Origin of the sequence: Myxococcus vastator (assembly GCF_010894475.1) — a bacterium.
GTDB lineage: Bacteria > Myxococcota > Myxococcia > Myxococcales > Myxococcaceae > Myxococcus > Myxococcus vastator.
In genome coordinates this window covers 21,524-40,145 of the sequence record NZ_JAAIYB010000017.1, presented here as the reverse complement: position 1 = coordinate 40,145, position 18,622 = coordinate 21,524, and the positions used below count along the sequence as shown (strand labels likewise).

At 69.5% G+C, this 18,622-nt stretch carries 12 protein-coding genes; 9 read left to right on the top strand and 3 right to left on the bottom strand.

Features of this window, described 5'->3' with window-relative positions; translation table 11 throughout:
- Positions 1–279: 279 nt before the first annotated feature.
- A complete protein-coding gene (locus G4D87_RS03015) occupies positions 280–780 on the bottom strand; it encodes a hypothetical protein (protein WP_163778473.1) in 501 nt (166 codons plus the stop codon).
- Between the two features lie 82 nt (positions 781–862).
- On the bottom strand, positions 863–2,206 hold the full coding sequence (locus G4D87_RS03010) for a short-chain fatty acid transporter (RefSeq protein ID WP_163778469.1): 1,344 nt from the start codon (positions 2,204–2,206) through the stop codon (positions 863–865).
- Positions 2,207–2,384: 178 nt separating this feature from the next.
- Between G4D87_RS03010 and G4D87_RS03005 the strand changes: the two genes are divergently transcribed.
- The gene (locus tag G4D87_RS03005; RefSeq protein ID WP_163778466.1) at positions 2,385–4,511 is read left to right on the top strand and encodes an FUSC family protein; all 2,127 of its coding nucleotides are present in this window, start codon (positions 2,385–2,387) and stop codon (positions 4,509–4,511) included.
- Positions 4,512–4,517: 6 nt separating this feature from the next.
- Here G4D87_RS03005 and G4D87_RS03000 read toward each other — a convergent pair whose 3' ends face one another.
- Positions 4,518–6,059: a PAS domain-containing sensor histidine kinase gene (locus tag G4D87_RS03000; protein WP_163778463.1), complete on the bottom strand. Its 1,542-nt coding sequence runs from the start codon at positions 6,057–6,059 to the stop codon at positions 4,518–4,520.
- A 165-nt stretch (positions 6,060–6,224) separates the two neighbouring features.
- On the opposite strand from G4D87_RS03000, the gene G4D87_RS02995 reads away from it, so the two are divergent.
- From G4D87_RS02995 to G4D87_RS02960, 8 genes are all read left to right on the top strand, one after another.
- Entirely contained in the window at positions 6,225–6,578 is a 354-nt protein-coding gene (locus tag G4D87_RS02995) for a DUF3703 domain-containing protein (RefSeq protein WP_163778460.1), read from the top strand.
- A gap of 87 nt (positions 6,579–6,665) precedes the next feature.
- The gene (locus G4D87_RS02990; RefSeq protein WP_163778456.1) at positions 6,666–8,141 is read left to right on the top strand and encodes a DUF7125 family protein; all 1,476 of its coding nucleotides are present in this window, start codon (positions 6,666–6,668) and stop codon (positions 8,139–8,141) included.
- Between the two features lie 28 nt (positions 8,142–8,169).
- The gene (locus tag G4D87_RS02985) at positions 8,170–8,535 is read left to right on the top strand and encodes a response regulator (RefSeq protein WP_163778453.1); all 366 of its coding nucleotides are present in this window, start codon (positions 8,170–8,172) and stop codon (positions 8,533–8,535) included.
- Between the two features lie 5 nt (positions 8,536–8,540).
- Positions 8,541–9,365: a hypothetical protein gene (locus tag G4D87_RS02980; RefSeq protein ID WP_163778449.1), complete on the top strand. Its 825-nt coding sequence runs from the start codon at positions 8,541–8,543 to the stop codon at positions 9,363–9,365.
- 232 nt (positions 9,366–9,597) lie between these two features.
- Positions 9,598–16,053 (top strand): HAMP domain-containing protein, encoded by a 6,456-nt coding sequence (locus G4D87_RS02975; RefSeq protein WP_205507400.1) that lies wholly within the window; start codon positions 9,598–9,600, stop codon positions 16,051–16,053.
- A complete protein-coding gene (locus G4D87_RS02970) occupies positions 16,050–16,886 on the top strand; it encodes a CheR family methyltransferase (protein WP_163778446.1) in 837 nt (278 codons plus the stop codon). Before G4D87_RS02975 ends, G4D87_RS02970 begins: the two co-directional genes overlap by 4 nt.
- Positions 16,883–17,440, top strand: coding sequence for a chemotaxis protein CheB (locus G4D87_RS02965; protein ID WP_163778443.1), 558 nt, complete (start codon positions 16,883–16,885; stop codon positions 17,438–17,440). Before G4D87_RS02970 ends, G4D87_RS02965 begins: the two co-directional genes overlap by 4 nt.
- On the top strand, positions 17,437–18,573 hold the full coding sequence (locus G4D87_RS02960; protein ID WP_163778439.1) for a response regulator: 1,137 nt from the start codon (positions 17,437–17,439) through the stop codon (positions 18,571–18,573). The genes G4D87_RS02965 and G4D87_RS02960 overlap by 4 nt, the downstream gene beginning before the upstream one ends.
- Positions 18,574–18,622 lie beyond the last annotated feature (49 nt).

Below are 18,622 nucleotides of genomic sequence, written 5' to 3'. Positions count from 1 at the left end.
CGACAACCCCCTGCCCCTCAACCGCTGAAGCACTTGTGCAAGGGCATTGCCAGCCGCCGTCGCGGGGCGGCTTCCCTCTGGAGGCGGACGGAACCTCGCCCCCGAGGCAGCGGCGGATGTCGGGTGCGCTGAAAAAACTCCCTGTCCGGCAGGGAACGTCGGAGGAAAAACGACGGACTGCCCGGCCTTGGGGGCAGGTGTGCGCCAAAGCGAACGCCCGCCAGGTGGCCTGAGGGCCGCTGGCGGGCGCCGGGTGCTTCAACCTGCTTCAGGGGTGAATCAGAGCACCTTGACCTGAATCTCCTTCAGCACCTGGTCCCCGCGCAGCACCGACACCGTCCAGGTGCCAGGCTTGCTCATCCGCAGGCCCGTCCACTGCCGCGCGCGCCAGCCCTCGCCCTTGATTTTCACGTCCTTCGTCTCACGGACGACGGTGCCCTGCTTCGACTGCACCATGAGGTCGTCGATGGTGTCGCCCTGCGGCACGAGGTAGGCCTGCCACAACATGACGCTGGTGCCGGCCTTGATGCCCTCGGGCCCCACTTCGGCGGTGCAGTCGTACTTGTTGGGGCCTTCCTTGGCGACCTCGGTGCAGACCTTGGCCTCCACCAGCACGGGGCCCTGGCCCTGGCCCTTGTAGAAGTAGTTCCAGGTGTCACGCACCGCGTCCGCGTCCGGCGCCTTCACCTGCGCGGCGGCGGGCTCCGCGTCCTGTGCCAGGGCCACCGTCGACATTCCCAGCACCGCGCACAGCAGGCTTCGCGTCAGCATCTTCGCCATCTCAAGTCCCCTCGTTCTCGTGATGTGGCGGGCCCCCAGGCCCGCCTTGCCAGGCTGGATTTAGCACAGCCCGCGGCGTCACTCAGCCGAAGAGGAAGAAGGCCAGCGTCACCAGCGGCAGGTACACGAGGAAGGCCACCAGCAGGAAGCCCAGGAGCGCCTTGAACTCCAGGCGCGCCACGGCCAGCAGCGGCAGCGCCCAGAAGGGTTGGATGAGGTCGGTGGCCATGTCCCCCCACGCATACGCCAGCACCACCTTCTCTGGCGCCACGCCCAGCCGCGTCGCGGCGTCCAGGAGGTACGGCGCTTCAATGGCCCACTTCGAGCCGCCGGAGGGGACGAAGTAGTTCACCACGCCGCTGTACAGGTAGACGATGGCGGGGAACGTCTCGCGCGTGGACAGCGACACGAACAGCTCGCCGATGCGCTCCGTCAGGCCGGTGCTCTTGAAGATGCCGTAGATGCCCGCGTACAGCGGGAACTGGAGGACGATGCCGTGCAGCACGGTGCCGGCCTCCTCGCTGGCCTTGAGCAGCCGCGCGGGCGTGCCGTGCAGCAGCACCGCCAGCACCAGGAAGGTGAAGTTCACCACGTTGAGGTTGAGCGCGCGCCAGCCGCCGTTCATCCCCAGGTGCCGCGCCAGCCACACGAGCCCCAGGACACCGATGACGGTGTTGAGCAGCCTCGAGTGGTCCAGCCACACGGCGAGGCCGCGCTCGGTGGGGCGCGGGGGCGGGGTGAAGTCGCCCAGGGCCTCCAGCACCGCCGGGTCCACGCGGACGGTGTCCTCCGGCTTCGGGTGCAGCACCCACGCCAGCAGCGTCAGCCCCGCCACCACGGCCAGCGTGAGGCCGAGGTTGAAGGGCGAGAAGAGCGTCCTGTCGATGGGCAGCACGCCCAGACGCTTCTCCAGGAAGTGGCCCGGCGTGGCCACCAGCAGCGGCGCGGAGGCGGACAGGCCCGAGTGCCAGGTGGCGCCCAGGCCGAAGTACGCGCACGCCACCAGCAGCCGGTAGTCCACGTCCGGCCGGCGCTTCACCATGAAGCGCACCAGCATGGCGCTGGCCACCAGGGACAGGCCCCAGTTGACGTAGGCCAGGGCCATGGAGACGAAGGCCATCCACGCCGCCGCGCCGCGGGGCGTGCGCGGCACTCGCGCCGCGCGCTCCAGCACCGCGCGCACCGGTCCCGTGAGGGCCAGCAGGTAGCCGGTGAACATCACCAGCGCCATCTGCATGGAGAAGCCGAGCAGCTCCCAGAAGCCGCCGCCCCAGGCGTCCAGCACGGCGGGCGGCGCGGCGCCCGCCCAGCCGGTGGCCAGCGCCAGGGTGAGCAGCGTGAGCAGGACGGCGATGGCGAACGCGCTGGGGACGAAGCGCGAAGAGAAGCGGCCCAGGCGCTCCGCGATTCGGACAAGGGTCTCCACGAGGTGTCGCTCCTTGGTGGGGGCGGCACGTTACGGCATGTGCGGCGCGCCGGTTGCGCAATCCCGCCCACGAGTCCTGGCCGCACGAGCCCGGGCACGCAGGCTCCCCTGGCCGCGGGGGTGCCCGGAGAGGGAGGGCGGAGGTTCTTTCCGCGCCGCACGGTGTCAACGCTCCAGGATGCGCCGACTGCTCAGACACCTGCGCTCCGTCCTCCGCGTCCGGCCAGGCAAGCCCGCCATTGGCGCGGGCCTGCGGACCGCGCTGGCCACCTCCGTCCCCCTGGCCCTCGCGTTCCTGCTGGGCGTGAAGGACGCGGGCTGGGGGGGCTTGTCCGGTCTCCTGGTCTCACTGGCTGACAAGGGCGGCTCGTACCAGACGCGGGCGAAGGAGCTGGGCGCGGTGACGCTGCTGGGGGCGCTGGTGGGCGCGCTGGGCGCGCCGGGTGGGTCCATGCCGTGGCTGGACGTCTCCTTGATGTGGCTGGGCGTGACGGCGGCGGCCTTCGCGCGGAGCTACGGAGAAACGGCGGGCGCCATCGGCGGACAGCTCGCGGTCATCTTCGTCGTGTCGCTGGGCGCGCCCGCGGTGGGCGTGGATGTCGCGCTGGGTCGCGCCTTCTGGCTGCTCTTCGGCGGCCTGTGGGCCATGACGCTTTCCCTGGTGCTGTGGCCCCTGCGGCCCTACCGCCCGGCGCGGAGGGCCATCGCGCGCGTGTACCGGGAGCTGGCGGAGGCGTGCTGGGATTTGGGCCGCCTGTCGCGCGAGGGCGCCGGCTCCCAGGAGTGGGTGGAGGCCGCGCAGCGGCACATGAGCGTGCGGCCCCTCATGGAGCAGGCGCGCGCCACGCTGGGCGCCATGCGCGGCAGCCACCTGGGCAAGTCCCGGCGAGGCGAGCACCTGCTCGTGCTGCTCGAGACGTGCGAGCCGATGTCCGCCCAGCTCATCGCCCTGGCCGAGGCCATGGAGGCGGCCGTGCGCGAGCCCCGCTTCCTGCCGCTGCGCGCGCGCGTGGGTTCGCTGTGTGACGCCTACGCGGCCATGGCGAGCTGGGTGGAGCAGGTGCTGGAGCGCGAGCGCAATGAGGGCGTCCCACGCGAGCCCCGGATGGTGCCTCGCTCGCGCAGGCGGCACTACCGGCCCGCTCCAGGCGGCATCCGGAGCCGCGAGGACCCGCTGTCGCTCCACGTGGAGGCGCTCTTGTCGAAGCTGCGGGAGATGGCGGGGGTGGTCCACGAGACGGCCGCGGGCCTGCTGCATGGTGACCCGGTGTCCGACCGCGGGCGGAGCGTGGTGGGCCAGGAGCAGCGGCGCGCGCGCTCGTGGCTGGCCCCGCTGCGCGACCACCTCCGCTCGGATTCGCTCGTCTTCCGGCACGCGCTGCGGGTGGGGCTGGTGGCGACGGTGGCGCTGGTGGTGACGCAGGCGCTGGGCATCCGCGACGCCCACTGGGTGAGCCTCACCGTCATCGCCATCCTCCAGCCGTATTCGGCCATCACCGAGGAGCGCGCGCTCCAGCGCGTCGGCGGGACGCTGCTGGGCGCGGGCCTGGCGGCGGTGATTGCCACGCGCGTGCATTCCCCCTCCGCGCTGCTCGCCGTCATCGTCCTGCTCACGGCGGTGTCGGTGTCCCTGCTGCCCATCAACTTCGGCGCCTTCCAGATTCTGCTCACGCCGGACTACCTGCTGCTGGCCACGCTGAGCTCGGGGGACTGGAGCCTCGCCGGGCAGCGCGCGCTGGGCGTGCTGGTCGCGTGTTCGCTCGCGTTGATGGGCGCGTGGTTGCTCTGGCCCATGCCGGAGCGCCTCCGCTTCCCGGAGGCCGCGGCGGCCGCGCTGCGCGCGGACGGTGAATACCTGCGCGAGGTCGTCTCCAAGCGCAGCGGCACCCGGCCCGAGGTGGGCGCCGCGCGGCGCGCCTTCGGCCTGGCGCTGCTGGACGCGGAGGCCTCCTTCGAGCGGCTCACCGCCGAGTACCACGGCCCGCCCCAGCAGCTCGAGTCGGGCATGGCCGTCATCACCTACGCGCGCCGCTTCGCCACCGTGGTGACGGCCCTGGGCATGGAGCGGCCGGAGGCGGAGGTCCCCGGCCAGCTGAAGCAGTTGGCGCATCATGCGGGGCGCGCGCTCGACGAGCTCGCGGACGCGCTCAGGGACCGGCGCGTGCCGCCGCCCCTGCCTCCGTTGCAGGTGTCATGCAAGACGGATGACCCCGTCTTCGGCGCGCTGCTGGAGCGGGCGCCCCGCCAGTTGGGCATGCTGCACGGCGCCGTGTCGCGGCTCAGCAGTGGCACCGTCCTGCGGTGAGCCGCGTCAGGGCCGGGCTTCCTGGTGCGCCGTCGCGTTCAGCACGGGCAGCGAGACATGGAACGTGGAGCCCCGGCCCAGCTCGCTGTCCACCCAGATGTGACCGCCGTGCCGTTCGATGATGTCCCGGCAGATGTAGAGCCCCAGGCCCAGGCCCCCGAAGCCCGACACGGGCGCGTTGCTCGCGCGGAAGAAGCGGCCGAAGAGGTGCGCTTGGTCTTCCTGGGAGATGCCGATGCCGCCGTCCGCCACGCTGAGCACGGCGTCGCCGTCCGCGCGAGACAAGGAGATGCGCACGGTGCCGCCCAGCGGGCTGTACTTGACGGCGTTCTCCAGGAGGTTGGCCAGCACCTGCGACAGCCGGCCCCGGTCGCCCATGACGACGAGGTCCTCCTGGGGGAGCTCGCACGTACAGGCGTGCGCAGCGCTGAGGGCGCGGAACTCCGAGCACGCCTCGCGCGCCAGTGCCAGGAGCGATACAGGCTCACGTTGCAGCTTCAGCCGTCCCGCCTCCACGCTGGTGGCGTCCACCAAATCATTGACCAGCGCGGACAGGCGGTGCACCTGCGCCATGGCCTTGTCCACGCGCTCCGGCGCGATGGGCTCCTTGGCTTCCATCGTCCGCTTCAGCAACTGAAGGTGGAGGCGCAGCGGCGTCAGGGGTGTCTTGAGCTCGTGAGCGGCCATGGAGAGGAAGTCGTCGCGCACGCGGATGGCCTCGTGCGCCTCGTCCAGCAGCCGCTCCTGCATGCGCTGCGCGTGCACGCGCTCGGTGATGTCGCGGAAGCTCCAGACGCGGCCGGTGATGAGCCCGCGCCGCCGCTGGGGCAGGGAGTAGCGCTCCAGGGTGCGGCCGTCGCGCAGCTCGACGATGTCGAAGCTCTCCTGGCTGGGTTGCTCGTACAGGGCCTGGACCCGTGAGAAGAAGGCGTCCGGGTCCTTCAGCTTCTTGCGCACGGCCGTGAGCAGCGCCGCGTCCTGGGTGCAGGCCGTCAACCCCGTCAGTCCCCAGAGCTGCTCGAACTGGCGGTTGCGGGCGGTGATGTGTCCGTCCTGGTCGACGACGAGCAGTCCGTCCGCCGTCGAGTCGAGCGTGGCCTCCAGCAGGGACACCGTCTGCTCCAGCCGCTCCTTGGCCTGCCGCTGCTCGGTGACGTCCACCATGAGGCCATGAAGCCTGTAGGCACGGCCGTCCCTGGACAGCACGGTGACGAGGTCGCGCAGCCAGACGACGCTCCCGTCGGCGGCCAGCATCCGGTACTCGAATTCGTGGGGCAGGCGCTGCTCCACCGCGGAGCGGCAGGAGGCGGAGGCCCAGTCCCGGTCGTCCGGATGCAGGTGCTCCACCCAGAAGTCAGGCTCCGTGAGCCATTGCTCCACCGGGTAGCCGAGCAGCCGCTCCGCCTGCTTGCTGACGAAGACGAAGTGGAGGGAGAGGTCCGCCTCCCAGACGATGCCGTCGACGTTGTCGACCCGCGCGTCATGTCCCTCCCGGGCAGGCGGGCTGACGTCCCCGGCTGCGTCGAGGCCAGGCTCCCTCTCCGCCATGGCGCGTTCCTCCCCTGGAGCGGGGGCGCTCCCGTGTCTCGGGCCCCCTTCAATCAATACACTCGGGGCGCCAGGCGCCACCGGCCCCGGGCGGCCGGGGTGCACGTTTTGACAAGCCAGCGGGCGCTCGGGGCGCGAAGGTGGCGCCATGACCGGAAGGAAGCCATGTCGATGAAGGTGAAGCTGCGCGCCGCCTTCGAGGCGGAGCTGCGCGAGGCCCATGAAGCGGAGTCGGGTTCGGAGCATGTGCGTGCCTGGCGGCACCTCGAGCGGGCTCACGTCCTCAGCCAGGCCCATGCGGGGCCTCACGTGCGCGTGCACTGGCGCATGCTGGGGTTCGGGTGGCGCAGGCGGAACGCCGCGGAGTGGGTGGGGCAGGTGGTGCGGTTGCTGGTCGCCGCGCCGGGCTCATGGCTGGGGCGGGCGCCGCTGGGAAACACCGGTGGCGCGAACGTGGGCATCCTCACGCCCATGCCCATTCCCGACGACCTGCGCGCCCTGCTGGACGCTGACCGCTGAGGCGCTTCAGCCGTTCACGGCCCGCGTGGTTTTCTTCGCACATTCCGGCGCGCGCGCTGGGGCGAATTACGGTATGGAACCGGCATCATGTCCTCTTCCGAGCAACCCGCACGGCAGGACGCACGCGTCTCCACTGGCGTGCCTGGGCTTGACGCCGTGCTGGGCGGCGGCCTCGTGTCGTCGGGTGTCTACATCGTCGTGGGGGAGCCGGGCGCGGGGAAGACCCTCTTCGCCAATCAGCTCTGCTACCACCAGGGGCGCGCCGGCGCCCGGTGCCTGTATGTCACGCTGCTGGCGGAGTCCCACGCGCGCATGTTGGCCAACATGCGCGACATGGCCTTCTTCGACTCGGCGCTGCTGCCCGAGGGCGTCTACTACGTCAGTGGCTTCCGCACGCTGGAGGAGCAGGGCCTGCCGGGGCTGCTGGAGCTCTTGCGGCGCGAGGTGCGCAACCACAACGCCAGCATCCTGGTGCTGGACGGGCTGGTGCAGGCGCAGGAAGCAGCCGGTAGCAGCCGCGACTTCAAGAAGTTCATCCACGAGCTGCAGGTCGCCGCGGGGCTGGCTCGCTTCACGGCGCTGCTGCTCACCAGCGCCAACGGTCCCGCCGTCCACCCGGAATACACCATGGTGGATGGCATCCTGGAGCTGCGCGAGCGCACCCAGGGCGTGCGTTCCTGGCGTGAGCTGCAGGTGCGCAAGTTCCGCGGGAGCGCCACGCTGCACGGCGTCCACGCCTTCCGCATCACCAGCAACGGCCTGGAGGTCTTTCCCCGGTTGGAGTCGCGCGTCCAGCGCACGCCGCCGCCAGACCCGGGCGCCCACCGCCTCCACTTTGGCGTCCCGTCCTTGGACGCGCTCTTCCCGGAGGGCTTGGCGGCGGGGTCCACCTCCCTGGTGCTCGGTCCGCCCGGCGCGGGCAAGACGCTGCTGGGCAGCAGTCTGCTGGAGGAGGGACTGAAACAGGGGGAGTCCTGCCTCTACATGGGCTTCTACGAGCCGCCCAACCGACTGCTGGGCAAGGTGGCATCCGCGGGCATCGACCTGGGCGGCGCCATGGCGGACGGACGGCTCAACTTCATCTGGCAGCCGCCCTCCGAGTGCATTCTCGACGTGCTGGCGGACCAGCTCCTGTCGGACGTGCGGCGGCGCAACGTGAAGCGGGTGTTCGTGGATGGGCTCAGCGCGATGCAACAGGCCTCGCCCGAGCCCGCGCGAATCAATTCGTTCTTCGCGGCTCTCACCCAGGAGCTGCGTTGCACGGGGACCACCACCCTCTTCGGCATGGAGACGCCGCGGCTCTTCGGTCCGGTGCTGGACGTCCCGATGGAGGTCGGCCCTTCCGCTGTGGCGGAGAACCTCTTTTTCCTGAGACATGTCGAGCTTGAAGGCCGCCTGCGCAAGCTGCTGAGCATCTTCAAGATGCGTGACACCCACTATGACCCCACCCTGAGGGAGTTCGTCATCACGTCTCAGGGAATCGAGGTGCTGCCACCCTTCAGTGCCGCTGTGGATACCTTGCTCACGGGACTTGCCCGACACCCGGGCGCTGGCCATTTCTGAACGAACGTCTAGGAGTCGTACCACCCGTATGGAGACGGTCCTGGTGGTGGATGACGAGCAGGGCATCCTGGAAGCCCTGGCGGACCTCCTTCGAGAGGAGGGCTACCGCGTTCTGACGGCCTCTCACGGTCGTGAGGCGCTGGAGCGGATGGCGGAGCTCCGGCCGGACCTGGTCCTCACTGACTGGATGATGCCTGTGCTGGATGGACCGGCGCTCATCGAGCGCATCCGGGCCGAGCCGGCCTACAAGGATGTATCGCTCATGGGGATGAGCGCGGTGGACGTGGCCGCGCTGCGGCACCTGTATCCCGGCATGCCGTTCCTCCAGAAGCCCTTCGACATCCATGCGCTGATGCGACAGGTCCGCAAGGCCCTGGACGGAAAGCAAGGCTGAGCCCCATGTTCTACCTGCTCAAGCTGGGCCCCGTGCCACTCAGCCAGGGCGACACGCAGGTGCAGGTGTATCTGCGTATCTCCGATTCCGGAGAGCCCTCCGCGCCCGTCTTCGAGTCGGACGACGGGGCCGGGCTGCGGGCCCTGCTGGAAGGGGTGGACGCGGCGGAGGTGCGCTGCGTGCCGGCGCTGGCCGAAGCGGGCGCGGAGCTGGGGCTCGCCGTGGCGGAGCCTTCACCGCAGGCGTTGTCATCCTGCGCGGCCATCGCGACCTTCGTGGCGTGGGGGCAGCGAGGCTTGTCCGGGCTTGGCTCGGACAAGGCGCTGCTCTTCGTGCAGGCGTCGTCGGAGTACTGGGATGCGCGGCCCTGGACGCATTGGGATGACAGCCAGCCCTTCGAGGTGGCCGTCACCGGGCCGATGAACCACACCTTCGAGGGGTGTGTCTTCCACATGGGGGACGGGCGCGCGGGGTTGGCGCTGTACTTCAAGCCGGGCGCGCTGCAGGTGTTGATGGAGATGCAGGCGCGCGGCCAGGGTGACGCCGCCACCAGCCTCCCCGCGATTGCCGTCACGCTGGACACGTCTCCTGCGTATGCCGTGGACGCGCTCACCGCCGCGGGGCGCGCGCCGCGCCTGCCGTTGCCCCTGAAGACGGGGCCGGACGGCATCAGCGTGCCGTCTCCGCTGGAGTCCCTGGTGCTGGTGGCCTCGTTGCGCGCCGTGGCCCGGCTGTCACCGGACCAGCGCGAGGTGCTCAGCAGCGTCGTGGCCGGGGACGAGCAGATGCAGGTGCGCGTCCGCGCGCCCGCGCCCCGCGTCCGGCACTGAGCCTGCCTGCCCCGTCAGCGAGCGCACCGGCTTTCACCCCGAGTGGCGCCGCGCTGGAGCCAGTGTTGGCTGCCGGACGAAGTCCGCTCGGAGTGTCGCCTGATGGCCAGCCGAGCGTCCCGGGGGGGGCTGGTCCAAGTGTGCGAAAGCGCGAGAAAACACGCTCCAGCTGCGAGATTCCCGCAGGACGGCAGCTCGTGCTTCGCCGTTCCGGGACCGACCAGGAACTCATATGGCCACGAAGAAGGTTTCCTCCCGCCGCGCACCCGTCGCGGCTCCCCCTCCGCCGCGAATCCGGGAGGATGATTCGCAGTCGCTCGATTCGCGTCAGTTGCTGCGGGTCCTCACCGCCGTCCGCAAGGGCGACTTCTCCGTGCGCATGCCGGTGGACAAGGTGGGCAGCGCCGGCAAGGTGTCGGACACCCTGAACGAAATCATCGAGCTCAGCGAGCGCATGGCCCGTGAGTTCGAGCGCATTGGCAGCGTGGTGGGCAAGGAAGGCCGCATCACCCAGCGCGGCAACGTGGTGGGCGCGCTGGGTTCGTGGGGCGACTGCGTCGAGTCGGTGAACACGCTGGTGGCCGACCTGGTGCAGCCGACGACGGAGATGGGCCGCGTCATCGGCGCGGTGGCCAAGGGTGACCTGTCCCAGACAATGGCCCTGGAAGTGGATGGCCGTCCCCTCCGGGGCGAGTTCCTCCGCACCGCCCGGCTGGTGAACGGGATGGTGGAGCAGCTCGGCGCCTTCGCTTCCGAGGTGACGCGCGTGGCCCGCGAGGTGGGCACCGACGGAAAGCTGGGCGGTCAGGCCAAGGTGAAGGGCGTGGCCGGCACGTGGAAGGACCTCACGGACAACGTGAACTCCATGGCCTCCAACCTCACCGCGCAGGTGCGCAGCATCGCCGAGGTGACCACGGCCGTCGCCAAGGGCGACCTGTCGAAGAAGATTACGGTCGACGTGCGCGGTGAAATCCTGGAGCTGAAGAACACCATCAACACGATGGTGGACCAGCTGTCGTCCTTCGCCTCCGAAGTGACGCGCGTGGCGCGTGAAGTGGGGACGGAAGGCAAGCTGGGCGGTCAGGCCGTGGTGAAGGGCGTCGGCGGCACGTGGAAGGACCTCACGGACAACGTGAACTCCATGGCCTCCAACCTGACGTCCCAGGTGCGCAACATCGCCGAGGTGACGACGGCCGTCGCCAAGGGTGACCTGTCCAAGAAGATTACGGTCGACGCCAAGGGCGAGGTGCTGGAGCTGAAGAACACCATCAACACGATGGTGGACCAGCTCAACTCCTTCGCCTCGGAAGTGACACGCGTGGCGCGTGAAGTCGGCACCGAGGGCAAGCTGGGCGGACAGGCCGAAGTGAAGGGCGTGGCCGGCACGTGGAAGGACCTCACGGACAACGTGAACTCCATGGCGTCCAACCTCACGTCCCAGGTGCGCAACATCGCCGAGGTGACGACGGCCGTGGCCAACGGTGACCTGTCGAAGAAAATCACCGTGGATGTGCGCGGTGAAATCCTGGAGCTGAAGAACACCATCAACACGATGGTGGACCAGCTGTCTTCCTTCGCCTCGGAAGTGACGCGCGTGGCGCGTGAAGTGGGGACGGAAGGAAAGCTGGGCGGTCAGGCCGTGGTGAAGGGTGTCGGTGGAACGTGGAAGGACCTCACGGACAACGTGAACTCCATGGCGTCCAACCTCACGTCCCAGGTGCGCAACATCGCCGAGGTGACGACGGCCGTCGCCAAGGGTGATCTGTCCAAGAAGATTACGGTCGACGCCAAGGGCGAGGTGCTGGAGCTGAAGAACACCATCAACACGATGGTGGACCAGCTCAACTCCTTCGCCTCGGAGGTGACGCGCGTGGCCCGCGAGGTGGGCACCGACGGAAAGCTGGGCGGACAGGCCGACGTGAAGGGCGTGGCCGGCGTGTGGAAGGACCTCACGGACAACGTGAACTCCATGGCGTCCAACCTGACGTCCCAGGTGCGAAACATCGCCGAGGTGACGACAGCCGTGGCGAACGGCGACCTGTCGAAGAAAATCACCGTGGACGTGCAGGGCGAAATCCTGGAGCTGAAGAACACCATCAACACGATGGTGGACCAGCTCAACTCGTTCGCCTCGGAAGTGACGCGCGTGGCGCGTGAAGTGGGGACGGAAGGAAAGCTCGGTGGTCAGGCCATCGTGCGCGGTGTCGGTGGAACGTGGAAGGACCTCACCGACAACGTGAACAGCATGGCGTCCAACCTCACGTCCCAGGTGCGAAACATCGCCGAGGTGACGACGGCCGTCGCCAAGGGTGACCTGTCGAAGAAAATCACGGTCGACGCCAAGGGCGAGGTGCTGGAGCTGAAGAACACCATCAACACGATGGTGGACCAGCTGTCGTCCTTCGCCTCGGAGGTGACGCGCGTCGCGAAGGAGGTCGGTACCGAAGGAAAGCTCGGTGGTCAGGCCATCGTGCGCGGCGTCGGTGGAACGTGGAAGGACCTCACCGACAACGTGAACTCCATGGCCTCCAACCTCACGTCCCAGGTGCGAAACATCGCCGAGGTGACGATGGCGGTGGCGCGCGGCGACCTCTCCAAGAAGATCACCGTGGACGTGCGCGGTGAAATCCTGGAGCTGAAGAACACCATCAACACGATGGTGGACCAGCTTTCGTCCTTCGCCTCGGAAGTGACGCGCGTGGCGCGCGAGGTGGGTACGGAAGGAAAGCTGGGTGGTCAGGCCATCGTGCGCGGTGTCGGTGGGACGTGGAAGGACCTCACCGACAACGTGAACAGCATGGCGTCCAATCTGACGTCCCAGGTGCGCAACATCGCCGAGGTGACGACGGCCGTGGCCAACGGTGACCTCTCCAAGAAGATCACCGTGGATGTGCGCGGCGAAATCCTGGAGCTGAAGAACACCATCAACACGATGGTGGACCAGCTCAACTCCTTCGCGTCGGAAGTGACGCGTGTGGCGCGTGAGGTGGGCACGGAAGGAAAGCTGGGCGGTCAGGCCGTGGTGAAGGGGGTGGCCGGCACGTGGAAGGACCTCACGGACAACGTGAACTCCATGGCGTCCAACCTGACGTCCCAGGTGCGAAACATCGCCGAGGTGACGACGGCCGTCGCCAAGGGTGACCTGTCCAAGAAGATTACGGTCGACGTGCAGGGTGAAATCCTGGAGCTGAAGAACACCATCAACACGATGGTGGACCAGCTCAACTCGTTCGCCTCGGAAGTGACGCGTGTGGCGCGCGAAGTGGGGACGGAAGGAAAGCTGGGCGGACAGGCCGAAGTGAAGGGCGTGGCCGGCACGTGGAAGGACCTCACGGACAACGTGAACTCCATGGCGTCCAACCTCACCACGCAGGTGCGCGGCATCGCCAAGGTCGTGACGTCGGTGGCCAACGGCGACCTGAAGCGCAAGCTGGTGGTGGACGCGAAGGGGGAAATCGCGGAGCTGGCGGACACCATCAACGGCATGATTGACACCCTGGCGGTGTTCGCCGACCAGGTGACGACGGTGGCCCGCGAGGTGGGCATCGAAGGGAAGCTGGGCGGTCAGGCCCGCGTGCCCGGTACGGCGGGCATCTGGCGTGACCTCACGGACAACGTGAACCAGCTGGCCGCCAACCTCACCACGCAGGTGCGCGCCATCGCCGAGGTGGCCACCGCCGTGACGAAGGGTGACCTCACGCGGTTCATCACCGTGTCCGCGCAGGGCGAAGTGGCCGCCCTGAAGGACAACATCAACGAGATGATCCGCAACCTGAAGGACACCACGCGGAAGAACACGGAGCAGGACTGGCTCAAGACGAACCTGGCCAAGTTCACCCGCGTCCTCCAGGGGCAGCGGGACCTGCTCACGGTGTCCAAGGTCATCCTGTCGGAGCTGGCGCCGCTGGTGGATGCCCAGCACGGCGTCTTCTACATCTCCGAGCGCGTGGATGGCGGCGACCAGATGCTCAAGCTGCTGGCGTCCTACGCGTACCGTCAGCGCAAGGGGCTGGCCAACACCTTCAAGTACGGCGAGGGGCTGGTGGGCCAGTGCGCCCTGGAGAAGGAGCCCATCCTCCTGTCGGACGTGCCGGACAGCTACATCCGCATCGCGTCCGGACTGGGCGAGGAGGTGCCGCGCAACATCGTGGTGCTGCCGGTGCTCTTCGAAGGGGAGGTCAAGGCCGTCATCGAGCTGGCCTCCTTCCACGCCTTCAGCGAGGTCCACATGGGCTTCCTGGAGCAGCTCACGGAGTCCATCGGCATCGTGCTCAACACGATTGCCGCCAACATGCGCACGGAGGCGCTGCTGAAGCAGTCGCAGGCGCTGACGGACGAGCTCCGCAAGCAGCAGGAGGAGCTGACGGAGACGAACAAGCGCCTGGAGCAGCAGGCCACCTCGCTGCAGCAGTCGGAGGAGCTGCTCAAGCGCCAGCAGGAGGAGCTGCGCAGCACCAACGAGGAGCTCCAGGAGAAGGCGAAGCTGCTCTCCGAGCAGAAGACGGAGGTGGAGCGCAAGAATGGCGAGGTGGAGCAGGCCAAGCTCGCCCTGGAGGAGAAGGCCGAACAGCTCAGCCTCACGTCCAAGTACAAGTCCGAGTTCCTGGCCAACATGAGCCACGAGCTGCGCACGCCGCTCAACTCGCTGCTCATCCTCAGTCAGACGCTCAGCGACAACGTGGACGGCAACCTCACGTCGCGGCAGGTGGAGTTCGCCAAGACGATTCACGCGTCCGGCGCGGACCTGCTGGAGCTCATCAACGACATCCTCGACCTGTCGAAGATTGAATCCGGCACCATGGCCGTGGACGTGGGACCGCTGCGCTTCGGCGACCTGCGCGAGTTCGTGGACCGCACCTTCCGGCAGGTGGCGGACAAGAAGAGCCTGGAGTTCCACATCGACCTGGCGGACTCGCTGCCCGGCGAGCTGGAGACGGACGCGAAGCGCCTGCAGCAGGTGCTCAAGAACCTGCTGTCCAACGCCTTCAAGTTCACCGAGTCCGGCTCGGTGGCGCTGCACATCGGTCTGGCGAAGGGCGGCTGGTCCGCGGACCACGCCATGTTGTCCTCCGCGCCCTCGGTGGTGGCCTTCACCGTGGTGGACACGGGCATTGGCATCCCGAAGGACAAGCATCAAATCATCTTCGAGGCCTTCCAGCAGGCGGACGGCTCCACCGCCCGCAAGTACGGGGGCACCGGCCTGGGTCTGTCCATCAGCCGTGAAATCGCGCGGCTGCTCGGCGGCGAAATCCGGCTGGAGAGCGACGTGGGCACAGGCAGCGCCTTCACCCTCTACGTGCCGCTGGCCTTCATGGCGGAGCGCCCGCCGGAGGAGCCCGCGCGCTGGGACTACAACCCGCTGGCCACCACGGTGCTCCCCGCGCCCATCGCGGAGCCGGCCATCGAGTCATCGGTGTCCGCGCTGAGCCGGATGGACATTGATGACGACCGGGGCTCCATCCAGCCCGGAGACAAGGTGCTGCTGGCCGTGACGCACCTGGCGGACCATGCCGCGCGCCTGCGCGCCGCGGCGCAGGGCACGGGCTTCAAGGTGCTGGTGTCCACGGAGGTGGAGGGCGCGCTGGACGCCGTGCGCAACACGCGGCCGGTGGCCGTGGCGGTGGACCTGGACCTGCCAGAGATGGCGGGCTGGGTGGTGCTGGACCGGCTGAAGCACGACGCGTCCACGCGCGCGCTGCCGGTGTACACGGTGTCGGTGGAGGACCACCGCGAGCGCTCGCTCAACCTGGGGGCCCTGGGCCACCTGCGCGCGGCGGCGGACCCGGAGGCGGCGGTGGCCGCGCTGGAGTCCCTCAAGCGCTTCGTGGAGCGCAAGGGCCGCGGGCTGCTCGTGGTGGAGGACGACCCCGTCCACCGCCAGACGCTGACGGAGCTGCTGGGCAGCGATGACGTGCAGACGGTGGCGGTGGGCACCGCGGCGGAGGCCCTGGCCGCGCTGGCCGAGCGCCGCTTCGACTGTATGGTGCTGGACCTGGGTCTGCCGGACATGCCCGGCACGGAGCTCATCCGCCGCATCCATGAGGCGCACGGCGCGGGCGGGCCGCCGCTCATCGTCTATACGGGCCGCGAGCTGACGCGCGCCCAGGAGACGGAGCTGCGGCGGGTGGCCGAGGCCATCGTGGTGAAGGACGCGCAGAGCCCGGAGCGGCTGCTGGAGGAGACGAGCTTGTTCCTCCACCGCTCGCCCTCGGAGCTGACCGAGCCCAAGCGCCGCATGCTGGAGAAGGCGCGCGAGAAGGACCCCTTGCTGGTGAACCGCAAGGTGCTGGTGGTGGACGACGACGTGCGCAACATCTTCGCCCTCAACACCGTGCTGGAGCGCTACGGCATGAAGGTGGCTTTCGCGGAGAGCGCGCGCGAGGGCCTGGACCAGCTGGAGAAGGCCGCCGACATCGAGCTGGTGCTGATGGACGTGATGATGCCGGAGATGGACGGCTACCAGGCCATGCGCGCCATCCGCCGCATGGAGCGCTTCGTCCACCTGCCGATACTCGCCCTCACCGCCAAGGCCATGAAGGGTGACCGGGAGAAGTGCCTGGAGGCCGGCGCGTCCGACTACATCACCAAGCCGGTGGACATCGAGAAGCTGCTCAGCCTGCTGCGCGTGTGGCTGCACGCGCCGCGGGGCATGCCGCCGCGCGGTCCGCGCACGGAGGTCTCCGGATGACGGGGCCCGGCGCGCGCGGCGCGGAGCTGGAGGCGCTGGAGGTGGACCTGCTGCTGGAGGGCGTGGCCCGCCAATGGGGCTTCGACCTGCGCAGCCGCTCCCGGCCGCAGCTCCTGCGGCGGCTGCGGCACCACCTCCGCGAGGAGCGGCTGGACAGCTTCTCCGCGCTCCAGGCCCGCGTGCTGCACGACGCCGAGGCGCTGGACGCGCTGCTGCGCACGCTGTCCTGCACCCCGCCCGCCCTGTTCGCGGAGACCGCCTTCTTCCGCGACTTCCGCGCCCGGGTGGTGCCCGTGCTGCGCACCTGGCCCTCCGTGCGCGTGTGGCACGCGGGCTGCGGCACCGGCGAGGACACGTACGCGCTGGCCATCCTCCTCCAGGAGGAGGGGCTGTGGGGCAAGTGCCGGCTGTATGCGTCCGACGCCAGCGAAGGGCTGCTGGCGGACGCGCGCACCGGGGTGCTGCCGCTGCCCACGCAGGAGGACGCGGACCGCTATCTGGAGGCGGGCGGGAAGGGCGCGCTCGCCGACTACTACACGCGCGACGGCAACTGGGCGCTGCTCCAGCCCCGGCTGCGCGACCGCATCTTCTTCACCCAGCACAACCTGGCCACGGACGGCTCGTTCAACGAGTTCCACGTCATCGTGTGCCGCGACACGCTGCTGACCTTCAACCGCGCGCTGCACGACCACATCCACGGCCGGCTCTTCGAGAGCCTCGCCCGCTTCGGCTTCCTGTGCCTGGGGCGCAAGGAGTCGCTGGCGCGCACGCCGCACGCGGGGGCCTACGAGCTGCTGGAGGACCGCGGTCGCATCTTCAGGAGGGTGGCATGAGTCCCTTGGGCCTGCTGGTGGTGGGGGCGCCGCGCTGCGCGGCGGCGGACGTGGAGTCGGTGCTGGCGCTGCTGCCACCGCACCTGCCCGTGCCGGTGGTGTTGGCGCTGCACCGGGGCGCCCTGGACGCGCTGGCCGCGCCGCTGGGCCGCCGCTGCGCGCTGCCGGTGGTGGAGCCGGACGACAAGGACCCGCTGCTGCCCGGCGCCGTGTACCTGGCGCCCGCGGGCTACCACCTGCTGGTGGACCGGGGCTGCGTGTCCCTGTCCGTGGAGCCGCCCGAGCATGGGCAGCGGCCCGGCCTGGACGCGCTCTTCGAATCCGCGGCGGACAGCCATGGCCCCCGCGCCGCGGGGCTGCTCTTCGCGGGGCACGAGGATGGGGTGGCGGGCTTGCAGGTGCTCCAGGCGAGCGGCGCCCGGGTGGCCGTGGTGAGCGCGCTCCAGACGGGCGGAGAGGGTGAGGAGGGTGAGATGGAGCAACTGACGTTGGGTTCCGTGGGAGGGTGGCTCGCGCGGTTGGCCTATGTGCCGCGTTCCAAGGTGCTGCCATGAGCGGCGCGCCCACGCGCGAGCGCCTGCCGGCGATTCCGGCGGAGCCCGTCCGCCTGCTGCTGGTGGATGACCAGCCGGAGAACCTGCTGGCGCTGGAGGCGACCCTGGCGCCCCTGGGGCAGCGGCTGGTGACCGCGAGCAGCGGCCGTGAGGCGCTGCGCCACCTGCTGACGCAGGACTTCGCCGTCATCCTCCTGGACGTCGTCATGCCGGACATGGACGGCTTCGAGACGGCCCAGCTCATCCGCGAGCGCGAGCGCAGCCGCGGCACGCCGCTCATCTTCCTCACCGGGCTGTCGCGGGGGCCGCATCCGGAGCTGCGCGGCTACGCCATGGGCGCGGTGGACTACCTGCTCAAGCCCTTCGAGCCGGCCATCCTGCGCTCCAAGGTCAGCGTCTTCGTGGAGCTGTACCGCAAGACGGAGCTGGTGCGGCGGCAGGCGGAGGCGCTGCGCGAGGCCCAGCAGCGCGAGCACGCGCGTGAGCTGTTGGAGGCGCAGCGGCGCGTGGAGGCCGAGCGGCTTCGTTCAGAAACCAACCGAACCCAGCAGCGCTGGCTGGAGGCGGTGATGTCCGCGCTCCCCATGCCATTGGCGCTGGTGGAGCCGGGAAGCGGCCACACGCTGCTGGCCAACCGGGCGGCGCAGGGGCTGGCGGGGGGCTGTCTGGCCTACCGCGAGGCGCGCGCGCTGCATGCGGGCGCACGCTTCCGCGGCGCGGATGGCCGGCTGCTCGCGGACGACGCGCTGCCCCTGAGGCGCGCCGCGCGCGGCGAGGTGTTCCAGGCGTACCCCGTGGAGTGGGAGGTCGGTGGCCAGCACGGTTCGGTGCTCGCCTCCAGTGAGCGGCTGCCCCGCATGCACGGCCGCCCCGAGACGATGGTGCTCGGCCTCCTGGACGTGACGGCGCTGCGAGCCGCCGCTCGGCATGACTGGCTTCCCCTGCCGCTGACGGAGCACATCGCTACACTGGAGGCACAGGGGGAGGACACGGGCCCGCTCACCCGGTTCATCGAGGTGCTGCGGAACCTGCCGGGCTTGAGCACCGGGAGCCCCCGTCAGGAGCCCGAGGAGGGCTCCTTGCCAGCGGAGGAGAGTGGCCAGGCGGGCAACCCCCCACGGCCCGTGCGCTGAACATCGTCGGGCGAGAAATGGTTGACGCCCAAAATAACATGGGCAAGGT

Excerpts from the sequence above, each read along its gene's own strand:
- G4D87_RS03015 (WP_163778473.1), bottom strand. The coding sequence starts at position 780 with ATGGCGAAGATGCTGACGCGAAGCCTGCTGTGCGCGGTGCTGGGAATG.
- G4D87_RS03005 (WP_163778466.1), top strand. The coding sequence starts at position 2,385 with ATGCGCCGACTGCTCAGACACCTGCGCTCCGTCCTCCGCGTCCGGCCA.
- G4D87_RS03000 (WP_163778463.1), bottom strand. The coding sequence starts at position 6,059 with ATGGCGGAGAGGGAGCCTGGCCTCGACGCAGCCGGGGACGTCAGCCCG.
- G4D87_RS02995 (WP_163778460.1), top strand. The coding sequence starts at position 6,225 with ATGTCGATGAAGGTGAAGCTGCGCGCCGCCTTCGAGGCGGAGCTGCGC.
- G4D87_RS02990 (WP_163778456.1), top strand. The coding sequence starts at position 6,666 with ATGTCCTCTTCCGAGCAACCCGCACGGCAGGACGCACGCGTCTCCACT.
- G4D87_RS02985 (WP_163778453.1), top strand. The coding sequence starts at position 8,170 with ATGGAGACGGTCCTGGTGGTGGATGACGAGCAGGGCATCCTGGAAGCC.
- G4D87_RS02980 (WP_163778449.1), top strand. The coding sequence starts at position 8,541 with ATGTTCTACCTGCTCAAGCTGGGCCCCGTGCCACTCAGCCAGGGCGAC.
- G4D87_RS02975 (WP_205507400.1), top strand. The coding sequence starts at position 9,598 with ATGGCCACGAAGAAGGTTTCCTCCCGCCGCGCACCCGTCGCGGCTCCC.
- G4D87_RS02970 (WP_163778446.1), top strand. The coding sequence starts at position 16,050 with ATGACGGGGCCCGGCGCGCGCGGCGCGGAGCTGGAGGCGCTGGAGGTG.
- G4D87_RS02965 (WP_163778443.1), top strand. The coding sequence starts at position 16,883 with ATGAGTCCCTTGGGCCTGCTGGTGGTGGGGGCGCCGCGCTGCGCGGCG.
- G4D87_RS02960 (WP_163778439.1), top strand. The coding sequence starts at position 17,437 with ATGAGCGGCGCGCCCACGCGCGAGCGCCTGCCGGCGATTCCGGCGGAG.